The sequence below is a fragment of the Agromyces protaetiae genome (genome assembly GCF_004135405.1).
GTDB lineage: Bacteria > Actinomycetota > Actinomycetes > Actinomycetales > Microbacteriaceae > Agromyces > Agromyces protaetiae.
On sequence record NZ_CP035491.1, the window covers coordinates 1,170,911 to 1,196,710 of the forward strand.

Genomic DNA, 25,800 nt, shown 5'->3' on the forward strand with positions numbered 1-25,800 from the left:
TTATGCCTCAGGCGGGCTGGGAGCGCCATCCGAGGCATCCGGATACTTCGGATCATCGGGACGCTTCGAGACATCCGGATGCCTCGTCCGCGCCCCGAACACGAACCGCGCGATCACCGGATCGAACGCGAACCCCAGGAACGCCCACGACCCGATCCACGGCGACAGTACGACCGCGACCGCACCGATCCCCAGCCGGTACGCCGCCGTGACCGTCGCACGCTGCACCTCGTCGGTCGTGACGTCCGCCTTCAGCAGCCCTGCCGCCGGGCGCGACGCGACCACCCAGAACAGCAGGCTGAACAGCAGTGCGAAGAAGTAGTTCAGCGGCAGCAGCATCCGGCCGAGCCAGATGCCCGTGTACTCGCTGTTGATCGACGTCGTGAACGGGATGAGCACGACGAACAGCAGCCGGAGGCTGTTGAGCCACACCGACCCGAGGTCGAGGCGCGCGATCGCCTCGAACTGCTGCACATGCCGGTACCAGAGCAGGCACAGGAGCAGGAAGCTCACCGTGAACGAGATGAACTGGTCGGTCATCCCGACGAGGGCGCTCCACAGTGCGCCGCTCGAGGACACCTCGCCGATCGCGTGCGTCGTCAGTTCGAGCACGAGGAGCGTCGCCGCGATCGCGAACACTCCGTCGGTGAAGAACTCGACCCGAGTGGTCGAGACGGTGGTGCGACCCGGGATCCGACCCGTGCGGCGACCGGCCATGGGCTCGCTACACGGCGTCGCCCGTGAGGCGGTCGAGGAGCTCGCGGTAGCGGGCGAAGGTGCGGTCGACGACGTCGGCGGGGAGCGCAGGCGGCCGCTCCGAGACATCCTGATCCCAATTGGCGGCGAGCCAGTTGCGCACGATCTGCTTGTCGAAGCTCGCGAGCCGCTCGTCGAGCGGCGCATCGGTGCGCGCGTAGGCCTCGATGTCCCAGTACCGGCTCGAGTCGCTCGTGAGCACCTCGTCGGCGAGCGTCACGATGCCCGTCTCGCGGTCGGCGCCGAACTCGAACTTCGTGTCGGCGAGGAGCACCCCGCGCGCCTCGGCGACCTCTTGCGCGCGGCGGAACACGTCGAGCGACAGCTCGCGGAGCTGCTCGGCGACGACCTCGCCGACGAGCTCGACCGTGCGCTCGTACGAGATGTTCTCGTCGTGCTCGCCCATGGGCGCCTTCCACGCGGGCGTGTAGATCGGTCCGGGCAGGCGGTCGCCGTTCTGGAGGCCCTCGGGCAGCACGAGGCCGCCGATCGCGCCCGTCGCCTGGTACTCCTTGAAGCCGCTGCCCGTGAGGTAGCCGCGCACGACGCACTCGATCGGGAACATGTCGAGCGTCCGGCACAGGGTCGCACGGTCGGCGATCCCGGCCGGGATCGGGGGCAGCTCGTAGCGGTCGTCCTCGGCGTAGGCGAGGTGGTTCGGCACGTCGGGGAACTGATCGAACCACCAGCGGGTGAGCTCGGTGAGCACCGCGCCCTTGCCTATGATCGCGGGCTCGAGCACGTGGTCGAACGCGCTCACCCGGTCGCTCGCGACGACGAGCACGACGGGCGAGAGGTGGAGCGGATCGCCCGTCCACGAGTCGTCGTCGTCGAGGAGGGCGGTCGGCACGTAGAGGTCGCGCACCTTGCCCGAGTAGACGTGCGTCCAGCCGGGGTATTCGGTCTCGTCGTTCACGGGCCCAAGTCTACGGATGTCCCATCCGGCCGCCTTCGCACCCTTCGCCGAATTAGGTTAGCCTTACCTTGATCCGGCCCGCGTTCACGTGGTGACGTGCCCCCGCTGCGGGCCGGGCGCACCCCCTCGAAAGGTTCCACATGCGCGGAGTCGCCCGCCGCCCACTGCTCGTCGTCGTCGCCCTCGCCGCGGCCGCGGCCCTCGCCGGATGCTCGTCCTCGAGCGCCGTGACGGGCGGCGCCGGACCCGTCACGCCGTCGATCGACGACGTCACGCCCGTCGCGAACCCGCTCGAGTGGGAAGGCCCCTCGACGGCCGTGCCGGCCGACTCGGCGATCCACCCCATCACCGACGGCAAGCAGCAGCTGCCCGCGACGGTCGTCGACACGCAGGGCACGAGCGTCACCGTCGACGACACCTCGCGCATCCTCGCCCTCGACATCTACGGCTCGCTCTCGCGCGTCGTCTTCGAGCTCGGATTCGGCGACCAGGTCGTCGGCCGCGACATCTCGAGCGGCTACCCCGAGATCGCCGACCGGCCGCTCGTCACCGAGAACGGCCACGACCTCAATGCCGAGGCGATCCTCTCGCTCGCGCCGACCCTCATCATCACCGACACGAGCCTCGGCCCGTGGGACGTCATCCTCCAGATGCGCGACGCGGGCGTGCCCGTCGTCGTCGTCGACCCGCACCGCTCGATCGACGGCATCCCGACCCTCGTCGACGAGGTCGCGGCCGCCCTCGGCGTGCCCGACCGCGGCGCGAAGCTCGTCGAGCGCACGACGGCCACGGTCGACGAGACGCTCGCCAAGATCGCCGGGATCACCCCGAAATCCCCCGACGGGCGGCTCCGGATGGCGTTCCTCTACGTCCGCGGCCAGGCCGGCGTCTACTACATGTTCGGCGAGGGCTCGGGCGTCGACAGCCTCATCGATGCCCTCGGCGGCATCGACGTCGCGACCGAGATCGGCTGGCAGGGCATGCGCCCCATCACCGACGAAGGACTCATCGCGGCCGACCCCGACCTCATCCTCATGATGACGAAGGGCCTCGAATCGGTCGACGGCGTCGACGGGCTCCTCGAGCACGTGCCTGCCGTCGCCCAGACCGAGGCCGGCAAGCACCGCCGCATCGTCGACATGGACGACACCCAGATCCTGAGCTTCGGGCCGCAGACGGCTGCCGTGCTCGAAGCGCTCGCGGTCGCGATCTACGCGCCGGACGCCGCGTCGTGAGCGCCCAGGCGACCGCGCCCGAGGTGCTCGGGACGGGCGAGGCGGGCAAGGTCGGCGAGACCGGCGAACGGACGGCGAGGAGGCGGATGTCTCGCGTCACCCTCGTGACCGCGGCCCTCGTCGCGGCGCTCGTGGTCGCCGTGCTCGTCTCGGCGACGACCGGTCAGCTGCAGATCCCGCTCGACGAAGTGCTCGGCTCGCTCGCGCAGGCGTGGAACCGCGCCGTCGGCGGCGCCGGCCTCCACTGGCTCGAACTGCCCGTGCTCGCAACGCCGCAGCACCCGGCGGCAGAGGCGACGCTGTGGCTCATCCGCTTCCCGCGCGTCGTGCTCACAGTGCTCGTGGGGGCCGCGCTCGCCGCGGCGGGCGCGGTGATGCAGGGCGTGTTCCGCAATCCGCTCGCCGAGCCCGGCATCGTCGGGGTCTCGTCGGGCGCGGCGGTCGGCGCGTGCGCCGTCATCGTGTTCGGCTGGAGCTTCGCGGGCCCGCTCACCGCGGCGGTCATGGCCTTCGTCGGCGGGCTCATCGCGACGTTCGTCGTCTACGGCTCCTCGCGCGCCGGCGGCCGCACCGAGGTCGTCACCCTCGTGCTCACGGGTATCGCCGTCAACGCCGTCGGCGGCGCGGCGATCGCCCTCCTGACCTTCCTCGGCACGACCCAGCAGCGCGAGCAGATCGTGTTCTGGCAGCTCGGCTCGCTCAACGGCTCGCGCTGGCAGGACGTCGTCATCGTGCTGCCGCTCGCCGTCGCGGGCATCGTCGCGTGTGTCGCCCTCGCGCGCCCGCTCGATCTCCTCGCGCTCGGTGAGCGGCAAGCCGAGCACCTCGGCGTGCGCGTCGAACGCGTGCGGATCACGGCGATCGTCGTCGTCGCCGTGCTGACGAGTGCGGCCGTCGCGATGTGCGGCATCATCGGCTTCGTCGGGCTCGTCGTGCCCCACCTCATGCGAATGGTGCTCGGCCCCGCGCACCGCGCGCTCGTGCTCACGAGCGCCCTCGGCGGCGCCGTGCTGCTGTCGGCGGCCGACCTCCTCGCCCGCACGGCCGTGCCGTACGCCGAGCTGCCGATCGGCATGCTCACGGCGCTCGTCGGCGGTCCCTTCTTCTTCTGGCTCTTGCGCCGGGCGCGCCGGTCGGCGGGAGGCTGGGCATGAGCGCGGGCGAAGGCACGGCGCCCGTGGTCGGCGGAACCGTGGTCGCCGCCCCCGTGCTCGCGGCGCGCGGCGTCTCGTTCTCGCGTGAGGGTCGTTCCGTGCTCGCGGGCGTCGACCTCGACCTGCACGCGGGCGAGATCGTCGCGCTCGTCGGCCCGAACGGCGCCGGCAAGTCGACCCTCCTCGCGCTCCTCGCGGGCGACGAGGCGCCCGACGAGGGGCACGTCGAACTCGGCGGACGCCCCCTCCGCGGAAGACACGCGGGCGAGCTCGCGCGCGAGCGCTCGGTGCTCCTCCAGCAGAACGCGCTCGCCTTCGGCTACCCCGTCGTCGAGGTCGTACGCATGGGTCGGGCGCCGTGGCGGCGCACGCCCGAGGCATCCGAAGACGACGCACTCGTGGCATCCGCGATGCGCGACGGCGACGTCGAAGCCTTCGCCTCGCGCTCGGCGACCGCCCTCTCGGGTGGGGAGACCGCACGCGTCGCCTTCGCGCGCTCGCGTGCGCAAGCGTGCCGGGTCGCGCTCCTCGACGAGCCGACGGCGAGTCTCGACATCCGCCATCAGGAGCGCGTGCTCTCGGTCATGCGCGCCCACGCCGACGGCGGCGGGGCGGCGGTCGTCGTCCTCCACGACCTCAACCTCGCGGCGGCGTACGCCGACCGCATCGCCCTGCTCGACGGCGGCCGCATCATTGCGGCCGATGCCCCCGACGTCGTGCTCACGAGCGAGCTCGTCTCGCGTGTCTACGGCCACCCCGTCGAGGTCGAACGCCTCGCCTCGGGCGCCCTCGTCGTCGTGCCCGTGCGCACGCACTCCCGACTGCTGGAAGGAACCCCGAATGCCTGACGCCGTCCGCATCCGCCTGCGTCGTACCGCGCTCGCCGCGGTCGCAGCAGCCGCCCTCGTCGCGGCACCGCTCGCGGCCGCTCCGGCGTTGGCCGCGGCATCCATCACCGTGACGAACGCGCAGGGGCAGGCGACCGCCGACCCCGACTACGCGACCGAGATGACGATCTCGGGCAGCGGATTCCAGTCGATCCCGAAGGGGTTCGGCGGCGTCTACGTGCTGTTCGGGTGGGTCGAGAACCCGTCGAGCGGGTCGTGGCGGCCGAGCAACGGCGGGCAGACGGGCAGCGACTACCGGTACGTGCCCGACTCGGAGTCGAAGGACAACCAGGGCTTCCAGCGGTTCGTGTCGTTCCCCGGAAGCGACACCGAGGCCGCGGCGCAGGCGATCATGTCGGCCGACGGGTCGTTCACGGTCGACATGGTCATCCCCGGTGCGACGTTCACGTCGCTCGACCGCAACGGCGAGCCGAGCGAGGTCGATTGCCGCGAAGAGACGTGCGGCATCATCACGATCGGCGCCCACGGCGTGAAGAACGCCAACAACGAGACGTTCACGCCGATCCGGTTCGCGGCTCCCGGGTCGGGGGAGGCGGCCGGAGGGGCTGCGGCGCCCGCGCCGGTCGCTGCGGCGCCCGGTGAGGTGCGGGTGGGCACGCGCCCCCAGACGGCCGAGGCGGGCAGCGCGCTCGCGTTCACGGGCAAGGGGTTCACGCCCGGCGAGCAGGTCGTCGCGGTGCTCGACGACGGCGTCGCCGCGGTCGGGCCGCTCACGGCGGGCGCCGGCGGCGAGGTCGCGGGCGTGCTGTCGCTGCCGAGCGACCTGCGCGCGGGCACGCACCTGCTCACGCTCGAGGGCGCCGCGTCGGGCGCGGTCGCCTCGGCGGATGTCACGACGACGGCCGCCGAAGGGCTCGTGACGGCGACACCCGCCGCGACCGAGGAGCAATGGCCCTACCTCGTGCTCGCGCTCGCGATCCTCGTCGCGGCGGCGCTCGTCGTCACGAGCGTCGTGACGGCGATCGTTCGCGCGGTCAAGCGCCGCAGGCGGCGCACGGCGACGGATGTCTCGGCCGCGGCCGCGGCGGCATCCACCGCGGTCCTGCCCGACCCGCCCGTCATCGGTTCTCGCGACGCCGATCCGACCGTGCCGTTCGAGGTGCTGACGACGGGTGGCGACCGCTCGTGACCCGATCGCGGGTGATCGAGAGGCTCGCGGCGGGTGCGATCGCACTCGGGCTCGTGCTGGCGCCCGCCGGCGCGGCGTTCGCGGCCGACGACGACGGAGCCGGTGCGGGCGGACTCGACATCGTCGTGACCGTGCCGTCGGCATCGCCCGAGACGGGTCGCACGATCACGAACGCGCAGCTGCGCTGGGGGCTCAACGGCGAAGCCGGCTCGGGAGCGTTCGCGGGCGGCTGCAACTTCTTGAGCGCGGGCAAGGCGGGCGACACGGGCGGCGCACGCGTCTGGACCGCCGCCGACGGCTTCTACCGGGCGTCCGAGGGGAGTGTGCGGGTCGAGAAGCCCGACGCCGCGGGCGAGTGGCGGCTCGCATCGTTCGAGAACCGCTGTCTCGACGCGTCGGGGGCGCCCGTCTCGGCGGCGTCGTTCACGAGCACGACGGGCAACCAGGTCGTCATCGACGGCGGGGTCGGCACGTTCGACCCTGCGCGCGGTGCGCAGATCAGGTGGACGGGGTCGTTCACGGTCGTCTTCTACGGCGGCATGACGTACTGGAGCGCGTCGAACCCCGTGCTGAGTCTCGACGCGGCCGGCAACGGGCAGCTGACGGCCACGGGCAGCGGGTACGCGACGAGCATGGAGGACATGTCGAAATGGGAGCCGATCGCTCCCCGCACGATCGTCCTCGCCGAGCTCCGCGGGGCGAGCATCGCCGACGGCGGCTTCGCGATCGTGCCCGAGTACCTCGGCGTGACGGCTCCGCCCGACAGCGGACAGGTCGTGCGCTCGACCGACAACGCGGCGTGGTGGGGGTCGTTCCCCTCGTCGTTCGTGCAGTTCCAGAAGATCACGGGGCAGACGGGGTACTGGCTCACGACGGGGGTCAACGCGACCGCGCGAAGCCCGCGACCATGCTGTGGGTGAGCTATGACGCCGCGAACGCCATCGTGCCGCCCGCGCCTCCGTCGTCGGGGTCCGGCGGCGGATCGTCGATCAGCAACCCGCTCCGAACCCGACCGGCGTCCGCGACCGGAGCCGCGGTCCAGCAGGCGGCGCAGGTGCCGCTGCCCTCGACGGGCGAGTCCGCGACCGTGCTGCGGTCGAGCGACGCGCTCGTGCCGATCGGTGCCGGCGACGGGGCATCCGTCGTCCTGCCCATCGCGGGCGCGACGCTCGCGACCCTCGTGGCGGTGCTGTGCGCCCTGTATCTCGCGGGCGTGCCGATCGTGCCCTGGCGGCGCGCAGGCTGAGTGCCAAGTTAATTAGGCAAGCCTTACCTAACTTAGATAGGGTGGCGTCAACCCCACCTGAAAGGAACCACACGTGGACTCTGCAACATCGACGAAGGCCCCCCGCCTGCGTCGCCTCGCCGCGGTCGCTGCGGTCGCGGCACTCTCGCTCGGCGGCGCGCTCGTCGCGACCGCTCCCGCATCGGCGGCCGCCCAGGAGGGCGAACTCACCGGCGCGCAGCTTCGCTGGGGCTTCGCCAACGAAGCGAGCAGTGGCGCATACGCGGGCGGCTGCAACTTCCTGAGCGCGGGCGCGGCGGGCAACAGCGGCTCCGCGCGCCCCTGGACGCAGGCCGACGGCTTCTACTCGGCGAGCGAAGGAAACGTCTCGATCGTCAAGCCCGACGCCACGGGCGCCCTCGTCGCACCGACCTGGGCCACCAAGTGCCTCGACGCCAACGGCAAGGCTGTCAACGTCGGCAGCCCCACGTCCAACACCGGCACCGAGGTCGTCATCGACGGCGGCACCGGCACGGTCGACGCCGACGGCAACGTCGAGATCGAGTGGGACGGTTCGTTCACGGTCGTCTTCTACGGCGGCTACACCTACTGGACGGCCACCGACCCCGTGCTCACGCTCGACGCCGAAGGCAACGGGCAGCTCACCGCGACCGCGGGCGGCTACGGCGCGAGCATGGAAGACCTCACCAAGTGGGAGGCGCTCACCCCCACCCAGATCGTCCTCGCCGACATCACAGGCGCGGCTGTCTCCGACACGGGCTTCACGGTCACGCCGGACTTCCTCGGCGTCTCGGTGAACGTCGTCGGGGGCACCCCGCAGGTCGCGAAGACGACGCAGAACGAGGCGTTCTGGGGTTCGTTCCCGCAGAGCTTCGTCGACTTCCAGCAGCTCACCGGGCAGTCGAGCTACTGGTACTCGTCGGGCGGCGCGCGCGATGCGGCCAAGCCCACGCGTCCGATCCACGTCGCCTACACGCTCGAGACCCCTCCGGTCACGCCCGAGAACCCGAACGAGCAGGAGATCGGCGTCGAGGTTCCCGTCGTCGACGACCCCGCCACGGGTGAGTTCGGCTGGGCGTTCGCGAGCGCCACTCCCGTGAGCCTCGGCACCGCCGCCCAGCAGGGCGACGTCTTCCGCGCGACGGGCAAGCTCAACGACATCGTCGTGACCGACACCCGCACGGGCGGCAAGGCCGCGTACACGTGGAGCATCTCCGGCCAGGTCGGCGTCTTCGCCGACGGCGCGAAGACGTTCAGCGGCGAGTACCTCGGCTGGACGCCGGCCGTCTCGGGCGCCGGTGCCGGCGTGACCGCGGGCACCGTGGTGACCTCGAAGCAGCTCGGCGGCGCGGGTCTCGCGACCTCGTCGGTGCTCGCGACGAGCACCTCGGCGGGCAACGCGACGATCGGGGCCGACCTCGAGCTCGTCATCCCCAAGACGACCGCGCCGGGCGCCTACAAGACGAAGCTCACCGTCACGGCGCTGAGCTGACCCGCTGCGCGGGCTCGGCGCATCCCGGATGCGCCGAGCCCGCGCAGTTCCTGTTCCACACTCTCGAAAGCTCCGCAATGCCCCGCCGCTCCTGGTCACGCCCCGTACTCGCCGCAGCCGTCACGCCCGTTGTCGCTGCGGCGCTCGCCGTTTCCGCGTTCGTCTCCCCGACCGCCGCAGTCGCCGAGTCGGCGGGTGCGCCGGGTGCGTCCGCTGTGCGCTCACCCGTCTCGCCCGTCTCGCACGTGACGACCGCGGCATCCGCCGAGACCGCCGGGACCGCGACCGGCGACGTCGCCTGGACCGTCCGCACGGTCGACAACGCCAACGGCAGCGGGCGCCCGAACTTCACCTACGACGTCGACCCGGGGGCCGTCATCGACGACGCCCTGCTCGTGACCAACACGGGCACCGTGCCGCTGGATCTCGCGGTCTACGCCGCCGACACGTTCACGACGCCGACGGGCGACATCGACATCCTGCAGAACGCCGCAGACTCGGTCGACGCCGGAGCGTGGATCGCTCCCGGCTCCGACACCGTCCACCTCGAGCCCGGCGCCGCCGCCGAGGTGCCGTTCCGCATCGACGTGCCCGCCGACGCCCGTCCGGGCGACCACTCCGCCGGACTCGTGACGGCACTCGCCGAGACGGGCGCGGGCACCGGCACGATCGCCGTCGAGCGGCGGCTCGGCAGCCGACTGCACCTGCGCGTGTCGGGCGAGCTCGTACCCGCTGCGACCGTGACCGACGTGCGCACGAGCTTCAACGGCACGTGGAATCCGTTCGGCACGGGCACGCTCGTCGTCGACTACCGGCTCTCGAACACGGGCAACACGCGTGTCACGGCGACCGAGGCGGCACGCATCGCCGGGCCGTTCGGCATCCTCGCGGTCTCGGCCGCCGACGTGCAGCTGCCCGAGGTGCTGCCCGGATCGACGATCGAGGTGCACCGCGAGATCACGGGCGTGCCCGTGCTCGGCTGGATCACGGGCGCGCTCACGGTCGCCCCGGAAGGGGTCGGGCTCGGTGCCGGGGCACTCGACGTGTCGACGATCGAGGTGGGTCAGGCGGCCGTGCCGTGGACGTTCCTCGCCCTCGCGGTCGTCATCGCGGGACTCGTCGTCGCGATCGTGCTCGTCGTGCGCAAGCGTCGCGGGGTCGCCCGTGGCGCAGTCGACGGCACCGAAAGCGCGAGCGCCGCGTAGGCCGGGTCAGCCCGCGACGCGCGCCGCGATGTCGGTGCGGTACTGCCCGCCCTCGAGGCGGATGCGCGAGAGCGCGTCGTATGCGCGGGCGCGGGCGCCCGCGAAGTCTTCGCCGGTCGCGACGACGTTGAGCACGCGGCCGCCGGTCGCGACGAGCGGCGCGTCGGTCGCGTCGGGCCCGGATGCCTCGCCGAGCGCCGTCGCGGCATGTGCGACGTGCACGCCCGCGACCGCCGCGGCGTCGTCGAGGCCCTCGATGACGCGGCCCGTGACCGGCGCCTCGGGGTAGCCCTCGCTTGCGAGCACGACCGTCACCGCGACATCCGGATTGAACTCGGGCGCGGGGAGCGGCCCGAGCTCGCCCGTCGACGCCGCCAGCAGCAGCCCCGACAGCGGCGTCGCGAGCCGCGGCAGCACGACCTGCGTCTCGGGGTCGCCGAAGCGTGCGTTGAACTCGATGACCCGGAGGCCCTTCGACGTGAGGATGAGCCCCGCGTAGAGGAGGCCGATGAACGGCGTCTGCTCTTCGGCGAGCTGCCGCACGGTCGGCAGCGCGATCGTGCGCGCGACCTCGTCGACGAACGCGGCCTCGGAGCCGAACGTGCCGCCTCGCCCGTCGGCGGCGTCGGCGAGCCACGGCAGCGGCGAGTACGCGCCCATGCCGCCCGTGTTGGGGCCGGCGTCGCCGTCGAGCAGACGCTTGAAGTCTTGCGCCGGCGAGAGCGGCAGCACGTCGTCGCCGTCGGAGAGGAAGAAGAGCGAGATCTCTTGTCCGTCGAGGAACTCCTCGATGAGCACAGGGCCCCGGGCGAGGTAGTGCGCCGCGTGCGCGATCGCGGCGTCGCGGTCGCTCGTGACGAGCACGCCCTTGCCTGCGGCGAGGCCGTCGGCCTTCACGACGTACGGGGCGCCGAACTCGTCGAGCGTGCGCTCGACCTCGGCGATCGTGTCGGCGAGGGCTGCGCCGCCCGTCGGCACGCCCGCGGCCTGCATGATGCGCTTCGCGAAGGTCTTCGACCCCTCGAGCTGCGCGGCGGCCTTGCCCGGGCCGAAGACGGGGATGCCGCGGGTGCGCACGGCGTCGGCGACGCCCGCGACGAGCGGCGCCTCGGGGCCGACGACGACGAGGTCGACGTTGTGCTCGATCGCGTAGCCGGCGACGGCGGCGCCGTCGTTCTGGTCGAGCGCGACGGTCGTCACGCTGCCGCGCTCGGTCGACACGGGGGATGCCGCGATGCCGGCGTTGCCGGGGGCGGCGACGATCTCGTGGCCGGCCTCTTCGGAGAGGAGGGAGAGGATGATCGCGTGCTCGCGAGCACCGGAACCGAGGACGAGGATGCGCACCGCTCAAGGGTACCGGAGGGTGCGTCGCCGCTTCGCCCGGCGTCACAGGGGTGGGAGAGGATGGATGCATGGCACGGGCACGGATCGCGGACGGCGAAGGCGCGGCCGCGGTCGCCGAGTGGCGGGCGACGGTCGCGGGAGGCGACCACGAGGCATCCGTCGATCGTGCGACCCTCGCGCTCGCCGTGCGCTGGACGCTGCAGCGCCTCGCCGAACTCGCGCCCGGCGGCACCGTCGAGGTGCGCGTGCCGCCCTTCGGCGCCGTGCAGTGCATCGAGGGTCCCAAGCACACGCGCGGCACGCCGCCCAACGTCATCGAGACGGATGCCTCGACCTGGCTCGCGCTCGCGACGGGATCCGTGTCGTGGTCGGACGCGAGAGCGAGCGGGCGCGTGCACGCGTCGGGGCAGCGCGCGAGCCTCGAAGGACTGCTGCCGATCATGCTAAGTTCTTAGGCAAGCCTCACCTCACTACGCGTTCCCGAGCGGTGGTGCGGCTCTCTCACCCGTCGCCTGCCGCCGCGATCGCGCCGGCACCCCCATGCCCAGAAGGACCGCGTCGTGAAGACTCCGTCGAACCCGCCCTCTCGCCCACTCAGAGCCCTGCTCGCCGGGCTCGTCACCCTCGCGGTCGCCTTCGGCGGCTCGCTCTCGACGGTCGGGCCCGCGATCGCCGACGAGATCGCGTCGCCCGACGCCGCCGTCGCATCGGTCGGAGCGCCCGCAGACGCGGCAGGCGCGGAGGAAGCGCCCGCCGACGAAGCGACCGGCGACGAAGCGCCAGGCGACGGAGCGACCCTCGACGAGACACCCGAAGCGCCCGAAGCGAGCGAGGAAGGCGCGGCGACCGCAGAGGGCGAGCCCGAGGCATCCGGATTCGCGCCGGCCGTGGCCGTCGGCGTGCCGAGCGTTCCCGGCGTCGCCGCCGAAGCCGCCGAGGCCGAGGCCCCCTCCGCCACCCCGACGATCACGGTCTCGAAGACCTTCGGCCTCGACGCCCACGGCGAGACCGTCACCGTCACGGGCTCGGGCTTCGTGCCCGGCGCCGACACGACCTCGGCCCGCCCGCCGATCGCGGGCAAGTTCGGCGGCGTCTATGTCGCCTTCGGCGCGTTCGACGTGAACTGGAAGCCGAGCACGGGTGCGCCGAGCACCGCGCGCCCGACCGTCGACGTCAAGTGGGGCGTGCACGCCGAAGACCTCGCGAAGATCGGCGGCCCGTCCAAGGGCGGTTTCGTCGTGAACGAGGACGGCACGTTCGAGACCACGCTCACGCTCTCGTACGACGCCGCGAAGGCGCTCGCCGACGGTCACTTCGGCATCTACACCTACCCGGGCGGCGGCGCGAAGGCGCCCTCGTTCGAGACGTTCGAGCCCATCGCGTTCGCCCCCGCCGTGTTCGTCGACCGCACCGCCGGCCTCGACCCGTTCGACGACACCGTGACCGTCAACGGCGTCGGCTTCACCCCGACCGCCGCGACCATCGGCTCCCGCCCGCCGCTCGCCGGCAAGTTCAGCGGCGCGTACGTCGCGTTCGGCGCGTTCGCCGAGAACTGGAAGCCGAGCGCCGGCGTCGCCGCGACCGCTCGGCCGACGGGTGACGTCAAGTGGGGCGTGCACGCGGCCGACATCCCCGCGATCGGCGGCCCGACAGCGGGCGGCATCGCGATCGCCGACAACGGCACCTTCACGACGCAGCTCAAGGTCGCCGCGACGTACGCCAAGATGCTCGCCGACGGGCGCTACGGCGTCTACACCTACCCGGGGGGCGGCGCCAAGGAGCCGACGTTCGAGACCTACACGCCCGTCTCGTTCGCGCCCGCCGTGCAGGTCTCGAAGACCACGGGCCTGAACGCCGAGGGCGACACCGTGACCGTGCGCGGCGCCGGCTTCCTCCCGTCGGGCGCCGACACGAACGGCAAGCGTCCCCCGCTCGCGGGCAAGTTCGGCGGCGCATACGTCGTGTTCGGCTCGTTCGCCGAGAACTGGAAGCCGAGCGCGGGCGCCCCGTCGGGCAACCGCAAGACCGCGACGCAGAAGTGGGCGTTGAACCCCGCCGACGTCGCGACCGTCGGCGGCGCGGCCGCCGGCGCGATCGAGATCGGCGCGGGCGGCACGTTCGAGACGACGCTGGATGTCTCGGAGTTCACGGGTGCGCTGAAGGACGGCCGCTACGGCGTCTACACCTACCCGGGCTCGGGCGCGACCTACGCCCCGTTCGAGACGGCGACGCTCCTGACGTTCGGCGGCGCGCCGACCGGCCCGACCGGCCCGACCACCCCGCAGAACCCGGCGCCGGCGCCCGCTCCCATCGCGGGCGGCTCGCTCAGCTGGGCCGTGTCGAACTCGTTCGTCGACTACGTCACGGGTTCGATCGCCAAGGGCCAGGTGAGCGTCTCGGGCGGTGCGACCCGCTCGGGCGGCGTGTTCCAGTTCGGCCAGTCGGGCGGCTCGTTCGACCAGTCGACCGGCCGCGGCTCCGCCGACTACTCGGGCGCGGTGCGCTTCACGGGTCACGCGGGCGCGCTCGACCTGACGTTCGCGAACCCGACCCTCCGCGTCGTCTCGGCGACCGAGGGCGTGCTCAACGTGTCGGTCGACGGCAGCCGCGTCGACCTCGCCCGCGTCGATCTCGGTGCCGCGTCGAAGAGCTCCGTCGGCGGCGCGACCCGGTTCGCGGGCGCCCCCACGACCCTGCTCGCGTCGGGCGTCTCGGCGTTCGAGGGCTACTACGGTGCGGGCCAGCAGCTCGCACCGGTGACCGCCGTCGTCGGCTCGCCCGCAGCGGCCCCCGCCGGCAGCACGGGCACCGTCGTCACGGCGTCGGCCTCAGCCGCTCCGCGCGAGGTCCCGGCGACCCCGCCCGCGACGACGGGCGTCGAGCTCGACGCGCCGACGCTCGCCGCGCTCGCCGCGGGTGAGCAGGTCACCGTCACGGTCGGCGGCTTCGCACCCGGCGAGACGGGGATCCAGGTCGTCGTCTACTCGACGCCCGTCGTGCTCGCCCGCGACCTCGTCGCCGACGCCTCGGGCGTCGTGAGGTGGACGGGCGCGATCCCCGCGACCCTCGAGGCGGGCGTGCACACGCTCACCTTCCAGGGCTCGGTCGCGAAGGGCGTGCAGTTCACCGTCGCCGCTGCAGACCGCTGTGCCGTCGACGCCGCAACCCTCTCGTGGGGGTTCAAGAAGTCGTTCCTGACCTACCTCGAGAGCGGCATCGCGAACGGCACGTGGACGGTGGCCGACGGCGCGACCGACGACGGCACGGTCTTCGCCTTCGCGGCAGGCACGGGGTCGTACGACGCGAAGACCGGCCGCGGCGCGGTCGTCTTCCCCGGCTCGGTGCACTTCACGGGCCACGACGGCGCGCTCGACACGACGATCGCGAACCCCGGCCTCGACTTCACGGGCACGGGCGACGTGTTCCTCACCCTCGACGTGCACGGCACGACGCAGGAGGGTGCGCCGATCGAGGCGAAGGGCGTGCGCTTCGCCGAACTCGACCTCTCGAGCGGCTTCGAGTCGGGCGACGACGGCGTGACGGGCACCGCGATCCCTGCCGTGCTCACTGCCGAAGGCGCCGCAGCGTTCGGCACCTATCCCGAGGGTGAAGCGCTCGACCCGGTGACCTTCTCGCTGCCGCTCGCGGCGGACTGCGCGCTCGTCGTGCCGGCCGCCGACACCGAGACGGTCGAAGCCGCCGATGACGACGCCCCGACGGTCGAGCCGATCAGCGCGGCGCCGTCGCTCGCATGGCTCGTCTGGGCCGGCATCGCGCTCCTCGTGATCGTGCTCGCGGCGCTCGCGTTCGTGCTCGTGCGCCGCGCCCGCAACAAGACCGCGTAACCCGCGCGGCCTGCTCGGGCCGAGCGTTCCGGTGAGGATGCCTCGGGCTCGAACGGGATGGGACAATGGAGGGGTGAGCACCCCCGAATCGTCCGAACCCGTCGAGCCCGAGGCATCCGCCGTCTCGGCCGAAGCCGCTGCCCCCGAGTTCGCGACCGACACCGTCGACGAGACCGTCGCGGTACGGCGGGCTCCCCGCTACGGCCGGTTCATCCTCCTCGGCGTCGCCCTCGGCGCGGTCATCGCACTCATCCTGACGTTCGCGTTCCCCGAGAACGCGCAGTTCGACCGCGGACAGGTGTTCGGCTTCCTGCTCCTCGGCCTCGGCACGATCGGAGCCGCGTTCGGCGCGGCCGTCGCGCTCGTCTTCGACCGCGTGCTCTCACGCCGCGGCGGCCAGGCGATCGTCGCGCACGAGAACACGCACCCGGTCGAGTAGCCGCGCGGCTTGCGGGCGCTCCCGCGTCCGCCGAGTCGGAACCTCCGGGTTCAGAACCCGTGGGCGTGGGCGAACGCCTCGAGGACGCCATCCGTCCCGTCGCCGCCGTAGAACGTCGACGTCTTCAGCACGAGCGTGTCGGTGAAGCCGCCGTCGCCCGGCACGGTGATCGTGAGCGGGTACGTGCCGCCGAACGCCGGGATCCGGGGCAGGGTGCCGTCGGGGGCGGCCCAGCCGACCGCCGCCCGGAACACCGCGCTCACGTCATCGTCGTACTCGCCGATCGTGTAGACGGTGTCGGGCGGGAGGAGCTCGGCGCCCGTGGCGTCGATGCCGAAGGCGTCGGTCGGGATCACGACCGCGTAGTCCACGAGTTGCGTGTTCGCCATCGGCTCGTCGGTGCGGACGAGTTCGATGGGTGCCGTGACCTCGGTCCCGGCGACCTCGTAGGTCACGGTCGCGGTCGCGCGCGCACCGTCGGAGGTCACCGAGATGTCCTCGACATCGAGGAGCTTCGTGCGGTCCTCGACGTTGAAGTACCCGTCGTCGGTCAGGAACAGGGCGAGGTCGCTCGCGAGATCGACGTTGAGGTCGGTGCGCTCGAGTGCGGTCTCAGGGCTTCCGGCGTCGTACAGGAAGGAGAAGAACCTCGAGATCGCCGTTTCGACGCTCAGTTCTGCAGGCTTCGGGTCGAACGTCGGCGCCGAGTCGGACGCCGGGTCGGTGGCCGGGCTGCACCCGCTCAGCCCGATCGACACCGCGATCGTCGCGGCAGCCGCCAGCAGCGTTCGTGACTTCCGCGGCCGGATGCCGCCCGACATGTTCATACGATCTGCGCCGACGGCCAGGAGCCGGTCGGGAATCCGCTCAGGTCCGACATGTCCTGAGTGAGTTGGAGGGACATCCGGTTCGACGACGTGAAGTTCCCGGCCAGCTGCTCGGTCAGGGAGACGGCGGTCCGCGCCAGATTGGTGCAGAGCTGCACGATCTTCGGAACCGCGTCGAGCCACTCGAGGGGGTCGGCGGTGATGAACGATGCTCCCGCGTCGATCTGGTCGAGGAAGTACGTGATGAGCGTGGCTCCGAACTCGATCCAGGCGTCGAGGATCTTCGTCCCGTAGTCGGAGAGGAAGGAGATCATCGAGTCGGTGTAGCCGGCCAGCGTGTCCATCGCCATGCGCTGCCTGCCCGCGAGGTCGGAGTAGCCGTCTCCGGGGTCGCCCTTCCACGTGTCGTCGGCCCGGAGGTAGTCACTCGTCACGAGCGACTTCGTCGAGGTGATCTTCCGCTTGATCGTCGCCCACTCGTTGCTCTTGGCGAACATGGCGAACGGGTTCCCGGGGCTCATGTAGTCGGCGATCGTCTCGCAGAACTCCACGAACTTCGCGATCGCCTTCTCGAGCTCTTGCCCGACCTTCTCCATCTGCCGGGCGAACCAGTCGAGGAAGGCGTGCCACCAGTCGATGTGGTCTTTTCTGTTGTTGTAGTCCTTGGCGCACTCGTCGAGCGAGCTCTGCGTTTCGGCGATGCCGTTGTTGATGTTCGAGATCAGGTCCGCGAACGCGGTCTCATCGGTCGGGTTGACGAAGTCATGCATGGCGTCTCCTCGTGCTCCGGGTCATCGACCTCTGGTTCGCGCTCATCCTTGGTCGAGCATCCACTGCGCGTAGCCGTCGGCGTTCTCGTAGGTGCGCTTGGTGTCCCGAAGCTTCTGGGCGATGGTCGTGAACGTGGCGGGCGCGGCCGCCGCCAGGTCGGAGAAGGTCCTGAGGGCCGAGTTGTAGTTGCCTTCGGCTCCGACCATGTGTCCGACGCCGTCCATCTCCCTTCGGGCGAGTCCGCAGCCCTCGAGGATGGTGTTCACGGCCGAGAAGGCCTCCGCGAGGTCGTCCCACGCAACGGCGTCGGCGCTCAGGTCTCTGAGCGCGGCCTCGTAACTCGCGTAGCTCATCTCGTTCCTCCGTGTTCTGGTGGTCGGGAATCGGTGCGGTGCTGTTGTCGGTCAGTAGCCGCGGCCGGGGCCGCGAACCGAACGAACGACGTCGGCGAGGGCGGGCAGTTCATCGAAGACCGCGCGCCGGCGGTCTGCGAACCACCGGTCGGCGCGGTGGAAGAGCTCGACGATATCGGCGGCGAGCGCGTGCTCGGAGGTGAACTGCACGTTGTAGGGATCGATCGCGAGTCGACGCGGCCTCCCGCCGATGAGTTCGAGGGTCACGTTGCCCGAGGGGCTCGTGAGCGTGGCGCTTTCGGTCGCTGCCGCCGTCACCTCACGTCGGTAGCGATCGAGGTCGGCGAATGCCGCCAGCACGTCGTGCATACGGCGGGTGAGGTCTGCCGGGTTCTCGGTGCCGGCGTCACGCGGGCGGAAGAGCGCGGGAGGCGCGTCGTCGTCGGGCGCGGCGCCCGCATCGTCTTCGAGCTCGGAGATCGTGCGGAGGCGGGCGCCGGCGCTCTGCCCGCGCAGACGGAGGATGACCGAGCCGACCTCCTCGGACGGCACGCGGCGCCACCACGACGGAGTCAGCCGGAGGGTCGCGAGCGTTCCGTCGACGCCGACGGAGACGTGCACCGTCTCGGTCTCGTCGGTCACGAGCCAGGCATCGGGTTCGTTCGAGAGGAACGCGACCAGCCGCGGGTCGACGGGGTGGTTCTCGGTCATCACTCGCTCCAGAGTCGCTGCGTCGCCCGCGCGGCGTCTGCGAAGGCCTCGTTCGAGAGTTGCGTGTTGTGCCGTGCGCGGTCGAGTTCGTCGTGCAGGTGCTGCATGGACACGCTCCACCGCTCCTGCGCCCGTGCGTACGCGTGCTGCGCTGCGCCGCTCCACTGGGTCGACAGCTGATCGAGCGAGGTCTGCAGGTCTTCGAGCGTGCGACCCATCTCGCCGTGCGCGCGGGCCAACTCGTCGACGAGTGCCGAAATGCCCTCGCCCCCGACCTTGATGTGTTCGGTCATGCCGCTGCCTCCCCTGGCCTCCCGCGACGCGCGTCGGACGCTCGGGCCACGGTCTTCCAACCTACCCAAACTGCCGGATGTCGCTCAGCGGGCTGTGGAGAGCGCCCGTCGGCGGGAGCCGTCGTCGACGGGGCATCCGTTCGCTTCGGTTCGAAGACTCAGCTGAGCTGCGTCCGCTCCACCCACTCGAGGTACTCCTCGGTGACGGTGCCCGTGACGTATTCGCCCGTGAAGCACGACAGGTCGAGGTCGGTGACCGACGAGCCTTCGGTGATCGCGGCCTGCAGGTCGGCGACCTCTTGGTAGATCATGTGGTCGGCGCCGAGCTCTGCCGCGACCTCGGGGATCGTGCGGCCGTGCGCGATGAGCTCTTGGCGGCTCGGCATGTTGATGCCGTATACGTGCGGGAAGCGCACGGGCGGGGCGGCGGAGGTGAACGTCACCTTGTTGGCGCCCGCGTCGCGCGCCATCTGCACGATCTGCTGCGACGTCGTGCCGCGCACGATCGAGTCGTCGACGATGAGGATGTTCTTGCCCTTGAACTCGGTTCCCATGGCGTTGAGCTTCTGACGCACCGAGCTCTTGCGCTGCGCCTGGCCGGGCATGATGAAGGTGCGGCCGACGTAGCGGTTCTTGTAGAAGCCCTCGCGGTACTCGATGCCGAGCTGCTGGGCGACCTGCATGGCAGACGGGCGCGACGAGTCGGGGATCGGCATGACGACGTCGATGTCGCCGAGCGGCACGTGCTTCGCGACGGTCTGCGCGAGGCGGTCGCCCATGCGCAGCCGCGACTCGTAGACCGAGATGCCGTTCATGATCGAGTCGGGGCGGGCGAGGTAGACGTACTCGAACGAGCACGGCACGAGGCGCGGGTTGCGCGCGACCTGGCGCGAGACGAGCTCGCCGTCGAGCGTGATGAAGATCGCCTCGCCGGGCTCGACGTCGCGGACGATCTCGTAGTCGCCGTTCTCGAGCACGAGCGACTCGCTCGCGACCATCCACTCGTCTTTGCCGTTGCGCTCGCGGCGGCCGAGGATGAGCGGGCGGATGCCGAACGGGTCGCGGAACGCGAGCAGGCCGTGGCCCGCGATGAGCGCGATGACGGCGTACGAGCCCTCGACGCGCTCGTGCACCTGGGAGACGGCGCGGAACACCTGGTCGGGGTCGAGCGACAGGCCCTCGATCTGGCCTTGCAGCTCGGTCGCGAGCACGTTCAGAAGCATCTCGGTGTCGCTCGTCGAGTTGACGTGGCGGCGGTCGATGCGGAAGAGGTCTTCGGAGAGCTCGCGTGTGTTCGTGAGGTTGCCGTTGTGGACGAGGATGATGCCGTACGGCGCGTTCACGTAGAACGGCTGCGCCTCTTCTTCGCGCTCCGCGGCGCCCTTGGTCGTGTACCGCACGTGCCCGAGGCCGATGTTGCCGAGCAGCGATCGCATGTCGCGCGTGCGGAACGCCTCGCGGACCTGCCCGCGCGCCTTCGCCATGTGGAAGACGGGGCCGGCGGCCGTCGCGATGCCCGTCGAATCCTGCCCGCGGTGCTGCAGGAGGAGCAGGCTGTCGTAGATCTGCTGGTTGACGGGCTCAGTTGAGACGATGCCGACGATGCCGCACATGCGAGCGATGGCTCCTCGTGGGTGTGGGTGCTCGGCCCGATCGGGCCGCGTCGATTCTCCCACACGCGCACGTGTGAGCCGGCTGGGTGCCGACGGGCGCTCAGGTGAGCGGCCCGCCGGCACCTGGCCGGCTCATCAGGCGGGTCAGGCCTGGAGCTTGGGTCGCCAGCCGCGGGTCGAGACGGCCAGTTCGTTCCAGGCGTTGATCGAGACGAGGAGGGCGAGGAGGGCGGCCAGCTCGTCGTCGGTGAAGTGAGCGGATGCCTCGTGCCAGACCTCGTCGGGCACGTGCGTCTCGGAGAGCCGCGTGACGGCGTCGGTGAGGGCGAACGCCGCGCGCTCGCGCGGGGTGAAGAAGTTCGACTCGCGCCACACGGCGACGGCGAAGAGGCGCTGGTCGTGCTCGCCGGCGGCGAGCGCGTCGCGCGAGTGCTGGTCGACGCAGTACGAGCAGCCGTTGAGCTGCGAGGCGCGCAGGCGCACGAGTTCGCGGAGGAGCGGTTCGATGCCGACCCGGTCGGCTTCGGCGATCGCGGCGTCGTCGAGGGCGGTCACGGCGCGGACGAACGCGGGGCGACGCCGTCGATGTCGAGGCGGCGGGCGGGTGCGACGGGGATCTCGGGGGCGGCCTGGAGGGGATTCTCGGTGATGGTCATGGCTCCACGGTAGGAACGGGGCGCGGCGCTGGTAGCGTCCAATGGCATGGCGGATGTCTGGGCCAATTCTGGATTGGATCTTCTCGTCGACCTCGATCCGCGACGGAAGGCCGCGTCGCTCGAGGAGACCCTGCGTGCGGCGGTCGATGACGGCCGGCTCCCCGCAGGACTGCGGTTGCCGCCGAGCCGTACGCTCGCGAACGACCTCGGCGTCGCACGCAACACGGTCGCCGAGGTCTACGGTCGCCTCGTCGCCGAGGGCCGCCTCGACGCGCGCGTCGGCGCGGGCACGTGGGTGCGGGAGCGGCCGTCGCCGCGAACGTCAACGCCGGCGGATCGGTCGACGCGGTTCGACCTCGACCTCCGCGGCGGCATTCCCGACGGCTCGACGTTCCCGCGATCGGCCTGGGCTGAGGCCGTGCGGCGGGCACTCGCCCGGCCGCCGTCGGACGTCCTGGGATATGGAGCCCCCGAGGGCGTCCACGAACTCCGCGAGCGGCTCGCCGAGTACCTCGCGCGCACGCGCGGCGTGGACGCGGGCGCGGCCGACGTCGTCGTGACCCGAGGATTCGGCGACCTGCTCGCCCTCGTGGGCCGGGCGCTCGTCGACCTCGGCTCGCACCGCATCGCGGTCGAGGCGTACGGGCACGCGTCGCACCGGGACATCCTGAAGGCTGCCGGACTCGAGCTCGTCAGCCTGCCGCTCGACGCCGACGGCGCCCGCGTCGACCTGCTCGACGCCAGGACGCCGCCCGTCGACGCGGTGCTCCTCACGCCCGCGCACCAGTTCCCGACCGGGGTCCCCCTGTCGCGGCCGCGCCGCGCCGCGCTCGCCGACTGGGCGCACCGCACGGGCGGCTTCATCGTCGAGGACGACTACGACGGCGAGTTCCGCTTCGACGGCCGCAGCATCGGCGCGTTCCAACCGCACGCGCCCGAGCACACCGTCTACGGCGGCACGGCGAGCAAGGCGCTCTCACCCGCGCTGGGCCTCGCGTGGGGGTTCTACCCGACGCGCTCCGCGCCCCCGTGCTCGCGGCACGGCGGCGCCTCGGCGCCTCGACCGACGCGCTCTCGCAGCTCGCGCTCGCCGAATTCCTCGCGTCGGGCGCGTACGACCGCAGCGTGCGAGGCCTTCGCGCCCGATACCGCGCCCGCCGCGAACGATTCGAGGCGGTCGTCGCGGAGCGGCTGCCGGACGCTCGCGTGTCGGGGCTCGCCGCGGGCATCCAGTGTCTGCTCGAACTCCCGCGCGGGGTCTCCGAAGCACGGGTCGTCGCCGAGGCGTCCGCGCGAGGCGTTCGCACGCTGGGACTCGCCGACTACGCCGCCGACGGGAGCGTCGGAGCCGCCGCGCCCGCGATCGTCGTGGGGATCGGAGCGCCGCGCGAGCACCGCTTCGAGGCCGCGATCGGTGCGCTGGCCGACGCGGTCGACGCGGTCGCGTCTCAGTACTGAGAGGGCTTCGCGAGGATCGCCATCGTGCAGCGCGACACGCACACGAGACGCCCCTGGTCGTCGGTGATGCGGATGTCCCACACCTGCGTCGTGCGGCCGCGGCTGAGCGGCGTCGCGGTGCCCGTGACCCAGCCGTCGGCGACGGGTCGCACGTGGTTGGCGTTGATCTCCATGCCGACGCAGTAGAACTTCTCGGGATCGACCGTGAAGCTCGCGCCCCAGCTCGCGAGGGTTTCGGCGAGGACGACGGATGCTCCGCCGTGCAGCACGCCGCCCGGCTGGCGCGTGCGCCCGTCGACGGGCATGCGTCCGAAGAGGGAGTCGTCGGTCGACCCGGTGATCTCGATGCCGAGCGCGCGCACGGCGGTCTCGGTGTTGCGGGAGGCCGCGTACTCGACGTCGGGCTCGACGAACCAGATGCTCATGCGTTCGAGTGTGCCACGAGGCATCCGCCCCTGGGTTGCCGACCGCCTACGCGAGCTCCGCGATGATCGGGTGGATCGCCTCGTCGAACGCCGCGGCGTCGGCCCGGAGGGAGTCGGTGACGGCGACCGTCATGCTGCCGATCCACCAGACGCCGGGCTCGACGAGCGGCACGACCTCGACGTTGAGCTCGAATGAGTGCGCGCGGCGCCCGACCTCGCGTTCGTGCTCGGCGATCGTGCCCGCGTAGGCGCGGTACGAGTCGCCGCGACGGGTCGCCGACACGGTGCGGTAGGTGTCGTGGGCCCATTGGGCCCAGGCTCTGGATGCCTCGGCGTGCGGGCCGAGGGCCGCCGCGAGCTCTTCGGCACCCGACGTGGGGAGCGCGATCTCGGTGCCGTACGCGTCGAGCAGCTCGAGCGGCACGGGCGACGGATGCGCCTCGGGTTCGACCGTCATCGCCCACCACGCGCGCCATTGCCGTTCGATGGCGTCTTGCAGATCGGTCGACCGCGGCGGGCCGACGGGCCCGATGTCGCGCAGATGCGGCAGATCGACCGGTGAGGCGATGCCGAGCGCCTCACGCAGATACAGGGCGAGCAGCACCGGCTGACTCGCGTTCTCTCGAATCACCCACGACGGCGTCCCCCCGGACATGCTCGGATTCTACGCCGGAGCGCACGCTTCGCCCGGAGGAACGCGGACGTTTCGCCGGGTACCCTTGACGGGTGAGCGCCAACTCGTCCTATGCCGCGGCCGGAGTCGACACCGCCGCCGGCGACCTCGCCGTCGAACTCATGAAAGAGGCGGTCGCCGCGACCCACGGGCCGAGCGTGCTCGGCGGGGTCGGCGGCTTCGCGGGCCTCTTCGACGTCTCGGCCCTGAAGGGCTACGAGCGTCCGCTGCTTGCGACCTCGACCGACGGCGTCGGCACGAAGATCGCGATCGCGCAGGCGCTCGACATCCACGACACAATCGGCCAAGACCTCGTCGGCATGGTCGTCGACGACATCGTCGTGGTCGGGGCGAAGCCGCTCTTCATGACCGACTACATCGCGTGCGGCAAGGTCGTGCCCGACCGCATCGCGGCGATCGTCACGGGCATCGCGCGCGCGTGCGCCGAGACGGGCACGGCGCTCGTCGGCGGCGAGACGGCCGAGCACCCGGGCCTCATGGGCGCCGACGACTACGACGTCGCGGGTGCGGCGACGGGCGTCGTCGAGGCGAGCCGTGTGCTCGGCGCCGAGAAGGTCGAAGACGGCGATGCGATCCTCGCGATCGAGTCGTCGGGACTGCACTCGAACGGCTATTCGCTCGTCCGGCACATCCTGTCGCAGAAGGGCATTCGATACACGGATGTCTCGGCAGACCTCGGCACGTCGTGGGGCCAGGCGCTCCTCGAGCCGACGCGGCTCTACACGGGGCCCCTCGTGAAGCTCCTCGAGACCGAGGGCGTCGGCACGTCGGTGCACGCGCTCTCGCACGTGACGGGCGGCGGCCTCGCGGCGAACCTCGCTCGCGTCCTGCCGCGCGGCTCGTGGGCCGAGGTCGACCGCTCGACGTGGTCGCCCGCGCCCGTGTTCCGCGTGCTCAACGACCTCGCGGGCACGACCCTCGAATCGACCGAGGGCACGTGGAACCTCGGCGTCGGCTTCTTCGCCGTCGTCTCGGCATCCGCCGCGACCGCCGCGATCGCTGCGCTCGCCGGGCTCGGCCTGCCCGCGTGGCAGGTCGGCACGGTGTCGACATCGGCGCTTCCTTCGTCGGGCTCAGGGCGCGAGGCGTTCGAGCAGGGCGCCAAGGGCGTCGACGGCGGAGCCGTGCGGCTCGTCGGATCGTACGCGGGCTGAGCCGCACCGGGCGACGAGGGCGAGCGTGACGCGATGATCGCCGGAGCCGCGCCCGTCTCGATCGGGCTGAACGCGAAGACGCCCGTCGACGACGTGCGGGCGCTCGCGCCGCGTGTCGAACGGCTCGGGTTCCGCACCCTGTGGGTCAACGACCTCCCGGGCACCGACTCGCTCTCGGCGCTCCGCGCCGCGGCCGCCGCGACCACGACCCTCGAGGTCGCGACGGGCGTCATCCCGCTCGACCGGCGCCCGGCCGACACGCTCGACCTCGACGGCATCCCCGCCGAACGGCTGACCCTCGGGATCGGCTCGGGGTCGGCGCCGACCGGACAACTGGCGCTCGTGCGCTCCGGCATCGGGGCGCTCCGCGCCCGCACCGACGCACGCATCGTCGTGGGCGCCCTCGGGCCGAAGATGCGGCGGCTGTCGGCGATCGACGCCGACGGGGTGCTGCTCAACTGGCTGACGCCCGCGACCGCGGCCGGCGCCGTCGCCGAACTCCACCGCGATGCGCTCGAAGCACGGCTCGAGTCGGGAGAGAGCGATGACGAAGAGCGTGCCGTCCGAGGCATCCTCTACGTGCGCACGATCGTCGACGAGACCGCGCGACCGGCGCTCGAAGCCGAGGCGGCCGGATACGAGCGCGTGCCCGCGTACGCCGCGAACTTCGAGCGGCTCGGCATCAGGGCGATCGACGCGACGATCTCCGAGGCATCCGCCCTCGACGCCTACCGTGACACGGTCGACGAAGTCGTGCTGCGCGCGATCACGCCGGGCGGCACGCTCGCCGAGCTCGAGGACTTCGTCGAGCGCGCGGCGGAATGGCTCGCCTGACGTGTCGCGCACACGTCCCGCACCGGGCCGGCTCGCGCCGACCGCGGAGGGAGCAAGGTCAGCGCTGGGTGCCGTCGCCGGGGACGTAGGTGTCGTCGTCGGCGGTGTACTCCGCCCACTTCGACAGCTCGTCTTCGAGATGATCGTGCTGCGAACCCGTGAGTTCGCGCTCAAGCGCGTTGTAGTCGGTCTCAGGGCTGAAGTACTTCAGCTCACGAGCGACCTTCGTGTGCTTGGCTTTCTGACGGCCGCGCCCCATGCGTGACCCCCTTACGACTTCTGGCCGGGTGGAAAGACTCCTCACCCGGCTCGTTCTGATAAATGACAATCCCTGGCTGGGAG

General features: G+C 71.7%; 27 protein-coding genes and 1 pseudogene. 15 read left to right on the top strand and 13 right to left on the bottom strand.

Annotated elements, in window-relative coordinates; all coding sequences use genetic code 11:
• Both ET445_RS05440 and ET445_RS05445 read right to left on the bottom strand, forming a co-directional pair.
• Entirely contained in the window at positions 1 to 717 is a 717-nt protein-coding gene (locus ET445_RS05440) for a TMEM175 family protein (RefSeq protein WP_129189566.1), read from the bottom strand.
• 7 nt (positions 718 to 724) lie between these two features.
• Positions 725 to 1,672 carry a phosphoribosylaminoimidazolesuccinocarboxamide synthase gene (locus ET445_RS05445; RefSeq protein ID WP_129189568.1) on the bottom strand — a complete coding sequence of 316 codons (948 nt, stop codon included), beginning with the start codon at positions 1,670 to 1,672 and terminating at the stop codon, positions 725 to 727.
• Between the two features lie 140 nt (positions 1,673 to 1,812).
• On the opposite strand from ET445_RS05445, the gene ET445_RS05450 reads away from it, so the two are divergent.
• From ET445_RS05450 to ET445_RS05485, 8 genes are all read left to right on the top strand, one after another.
• On the top strand, positions 1,813 to 2,907 hold the full coding sequence (locus tag ET445_RS05450; protein WP_129189570.1) for a heme/hemin ABC transporter substrate-binding protein: 1,095 nt from the start codon (positions 1,813 to 1,815) through the stop codon (positions 2,905 to 2,907).
• 86 nt (positions 2,908 to 2,993) lie between these two features.
• Positions 2,994 to 4,061 (top strand): FecCD family ABC transporter permease, encoded by a 1,068-nt coding sequence (locus tag ET445_RS05455; RefSeq protein ID WP_129192424.1) that lies wholly within the window; start codon positions 2,994 to 2,996, stop codon positions 4,059 to 4,061.
• The gene (locus tag ET445_RS05460; RefSeq protein WP_129189572.1) at positions 4,058 to 4,909 is read left to right on the top strand and encodes a heme ABC transporter ATP-binding protein; all 852 of its coding nucleotides are present in this window, start codon (positions 4,058 to 4,060) and stop codon (positions 4,907 to 4,909) included. The genes ET445_RS05455 and ET445_RS05460 overlap by 4 nt, the downstream gene beginning before the upstream one ends.
• The gene (locus ET445_RS05465) at positions 4,902 to 6,098 is read left to right on the top strand and encodes a hypothetical protein (RefSeq protein WP_129189574.1); all 1,197 of its coding nucleotides are present in this window, start codon (positions 4,902 to 4,904) and stop codon (positions 6,096 to 6,098) included. The genes ET445_RS05460 and ET445_RS05465 overlap by 8 nt, the downstream gene beginning before the upstream one ends.
• Entirely contained in the window at positions 6,095 to 7,018 is a 924-nt protein-coding gene (locus ET445_RS05470) for a hypothetical protein (protein WP_165314305.1), read from the top strand. Before ET445_RS05465 ends, ET445_RS05470 begins: the two co-directional genes overlap by 4 nt.
• Entirely contained in the window at positions 7,015 to 7,344 is a 330-nt protein-coding gene (locus tag ET445_RS05475; RefSeq protein WP_129189578.1) for a hypothetical protein, read from the top strand. Before ET445_RS05470 ends, ET445_RS05475 begins: the two co-directional genes overlap by 4 nt.
• Positions 7,345 to 7,417: 73 nt before the next feature.
• Positions 7,418 to 8,836, top strand: coding sequence for a hypothetical protein (locus ET445_RS05480; RefSeq protein ID WP_129189580.1), 1,419 nt, complete (start codon positions 7,418 to 7,420; stop codon positions 8,834 to 8,836).
• Between the two features lie 77 nt (positions 8,837 to 8,913).
• Positions 8,914 to 10,041, top strand: coding sequence for a DUF916 domain-containing protein (locus ET445_RS05485; protein WP_129189582.1), 1,128 nt, complete (start codon positions 8,914 to 8,916; stop codon positions 10,039 to 10,041).
• 6 nt (positions 10,042 to 10,047) lie between these two features.
• On the opposite strand, the gene purD is transcribed toward ET445_RS05485, so the two are convergent.
• Entirely contained in the window at positions 10,048 to 11,385 is a 1,338-nt protein-coding gene (purD, locus tag ET445_RS05490; RefSeq protein ID WP_129189584.1) for a phosphoribosylamine--glycine ligase, read from the bottom strand.
• Between the two features lie 68 nt (positions 11,386 to 11,453).
• Between purD and ET445_RS05495 the strand changes: the two genes are divergently transcribed.
• From ET445_RS05495 to ET445_RS05505, 3 genes are all read left to right on the top strand, one after another.
• The gene (locus tag ET445_RS05495) at positions 11,454 to 11,840 is read left to right on the top strand and encodes a sterol carrier family protein (RefSeq protein ID WP_129189586.1); all 387 of its coding nucleotides are present in this window, start codon (positions 11,454 to 11,456) and stop codon (positions 11,838 to 11,840) included.
• A gap of 105 nt (positions 11,841 to 11,945) precedes the next feature.
• Positions 11,946 to 15,230: an HtaA domain-containing protein gene (locus ET445_RS05500; protein ID WP_129189588.1), complete on the top strand. Its 3,285-nt coding sequence runs from the start codon at positions 11,946 to 11,948 to the stop codon at positions 15,228 to 15,230.
• Between the two features lie 73 nt (positions 15,231 to 15,303).
• The gene (locus tag ET445_RS05505; protein WP_208008557.1) at positions 15,304 to 15,669 is read left to right on the top strand and encodes a hypothetical protein; all 366 of its coding nucleotides are present in this window, start codon (positions 15,304 to 15,306) and stop codon (positions 15,667 to 15,669) included.
• Between the two features lie 50 nt (positions 15,670 to 15,719).
• Here ET445_RS05505 and ET445_RS05510 read toward each other — a convergent pair whose 3' ends face one another.
• From ET445_RS05510 to ET445_RS05540, 7 genes are all read right to left on the bottom strand, one after another.
• Positions 15,720 to 16,490, bottom strand: a complete 771-nt coding sequence (locus ET445_RS05510) for a hypothetical protein (RefSeq protein WP_129189590.1) — start codon at positions 16,488 to 16,490, stop codon at positions 15,720 to 15,722.
• Between the two features lie 2 nt (positions 16,491 to 16,492).
• Positions 16,493 to 17,266, bottom strand: coding sequence for a hypothetical protein (locus ET445_RS05515; RefSeq protein WP_129189592.1), 774 nt, complete (start codon positions 17,264 to 17,266; stop codon positions 16,493 to 16,495).
• A gap of 42 nt (positions 17,267 to 17,308) precedes the next feature.
• A complete protein-coding gene (locus ET445_RS05520; protein WP_129189594.1) occupies positions 17,309 to 17,620 on the bottom strand; it encodes a hypothetical protein in 312 nt (103 codons plus the stop codon).
• Positions 17,621 to 17,671: 51 nt separating this feature from the next.
• Positions 17,672 to 18,331, bottom strand: a complete 660-nt coding sequence (locus ET445_RS05525; RefSeq protein ID WP_129189596.1) for a hypothetical protein — start codon at positions 18,329 to 18,331, stop codon at positions 17,672 to 17,674.
• On the bottom strand, positions 18,331 to 18,624 hold the full coding sequence (locus ET445_RS05530; RefSeq protein ID WP_129189598.1) for a WXG100 family type VII secretion target: 294 nt from the start codon (positions 18,622 to 18,624) through the stop codon (positions 18,331 to 18,333). Before ET445_RS05530 ends, ET445_RS05525 begins: the two co-directional genes overlap by 1 nt.
• Before the next feature lie 158 nt (positions 18,625 to 18,782).
• On the bottom strand, positions 18,783 to 20,237 hold the full coding sequence (purF, locus tag ET445_RS05535; protein ID WP_129189600.1) for an amidophosphoribosyltransferase: 1,455 nt from the start codon (positions 20,235 to 20,237) through the stop codon (positions 18,783 to 18,785).
• 144 nt (positions 20,238 to 20,381) lie between these two features.
• Positions 20,382 to 20,792, bottom strand: a complete 411-nt coding sequence (locus tag ET445_RS05540; RefSeq protein ID WP_243695341.1) for a carboxymuconolactone decarboxylase family protein — start codon at positions 20,790 to 20,792, stop codon at positions 20,382 to 20,384.
• Positions 20,793 to 20,939: 147 nt separating this feature from the next.
• Between ET445_RS05540 and ET445_RS18600 the strand changes: the two are divergent.
• Both ET445_RS18600 and ET445_RS17870 read left to right on the top strand, forming a co-directional pair.
• A pseudogene (locus ET445_RS18600) lies at positions 20,940 to 21,812 on the top strand (aminotransferase-like domain-containing protein); the annotation flags it as partial.
• A gap of 77 nt (positions 21,813 to 21,889) precedes the next feature.
• Positions 21,890 to 22,351: an aminotransferase-like domain-containing protein gene (locus ET445_RS17870; RefSeq protein ID WP_243695343.1), complete on the top strand. Its 462-nt coding sequence runs from the start codon at positions 21,890 to 21,892 to the stop codon at positions 22,349 to 22,351.
• Here ET445_RS17870 and ET445_RS05550 read toward each other — a convergent pair.
• The gene (locus ET445_RS05550; protein WP_129189604.1) at positions 22,342 to 22,776 is read right to left on the bottom strand and encodes a hotdog fold thioesterase; all 435 of its coding nucleotides are present in this window, start codon (positions 22,774 to 22,776) and stop codon (positions 22,342 to 22,344) included. The genes ET445_RS17870 and ET445_RS05550 overlap by 10 nt on opposite strands.
• A 46-nt stretch (positions 22,777 to 22,822) precedes the next feature.
• Positions 22,823 to 23,431, bottom strand: coding sequence for a zinc-binding alcohol dehydrogenase (locus ET445_RS05555; protein WP_129189606.1), 609 nt, complete (start codon positions 23,429 to 23,431; stop codon positions 22,823 to 22,825).
• A 140-nt stretch (positions 23,432 to 23,571) separates the two neighbouring features.
• On the opposite strand from ET445_RS05555, the gene purM reads away from it, so the two are divergent.
• On the top strand, positions 23,572 to 24,624 hold the full coding sequence (gene purM, locus ET445_RS05560) for a phosphoribosylformylglycinamidine cyclo-ligase (RefSeq protein ID WP_243695466.1): 1,053 nt from the start codon (positions 23,572 to 23,574) through the stop codon (positions 24,622 to 24,624).
• Positions 24,625 to 24,657: 33 nt separating this feature from the next.
• Entirely contained in the window at positions 24,658 to 25,458 is an 801-nt protein-coding gene (locus ET445_RS05565; protein WP_129189610.1) for an LLM class flavin-dependent oxidoreductase, read from the top strand.
• Positions 25,459 to 25,516: 58 nt separating this feature from the next.
• Here ET445_RS05565 and ET445_RS05570 read toward each other — a convergent pair whose 3' ends face one another.
• A complete protein-coding gene (locus ET445_RS05570; RefSeq protein ID WP_129189612.1) occupies positions 25,517 to 25,717 on the bottom strand; it encodes a DUF3073 domain-containing protein in 201 nt (66 codons plus the stop codon).
• Positions 25,718 to 25,800: the final 83 nt, after the last annotated feature.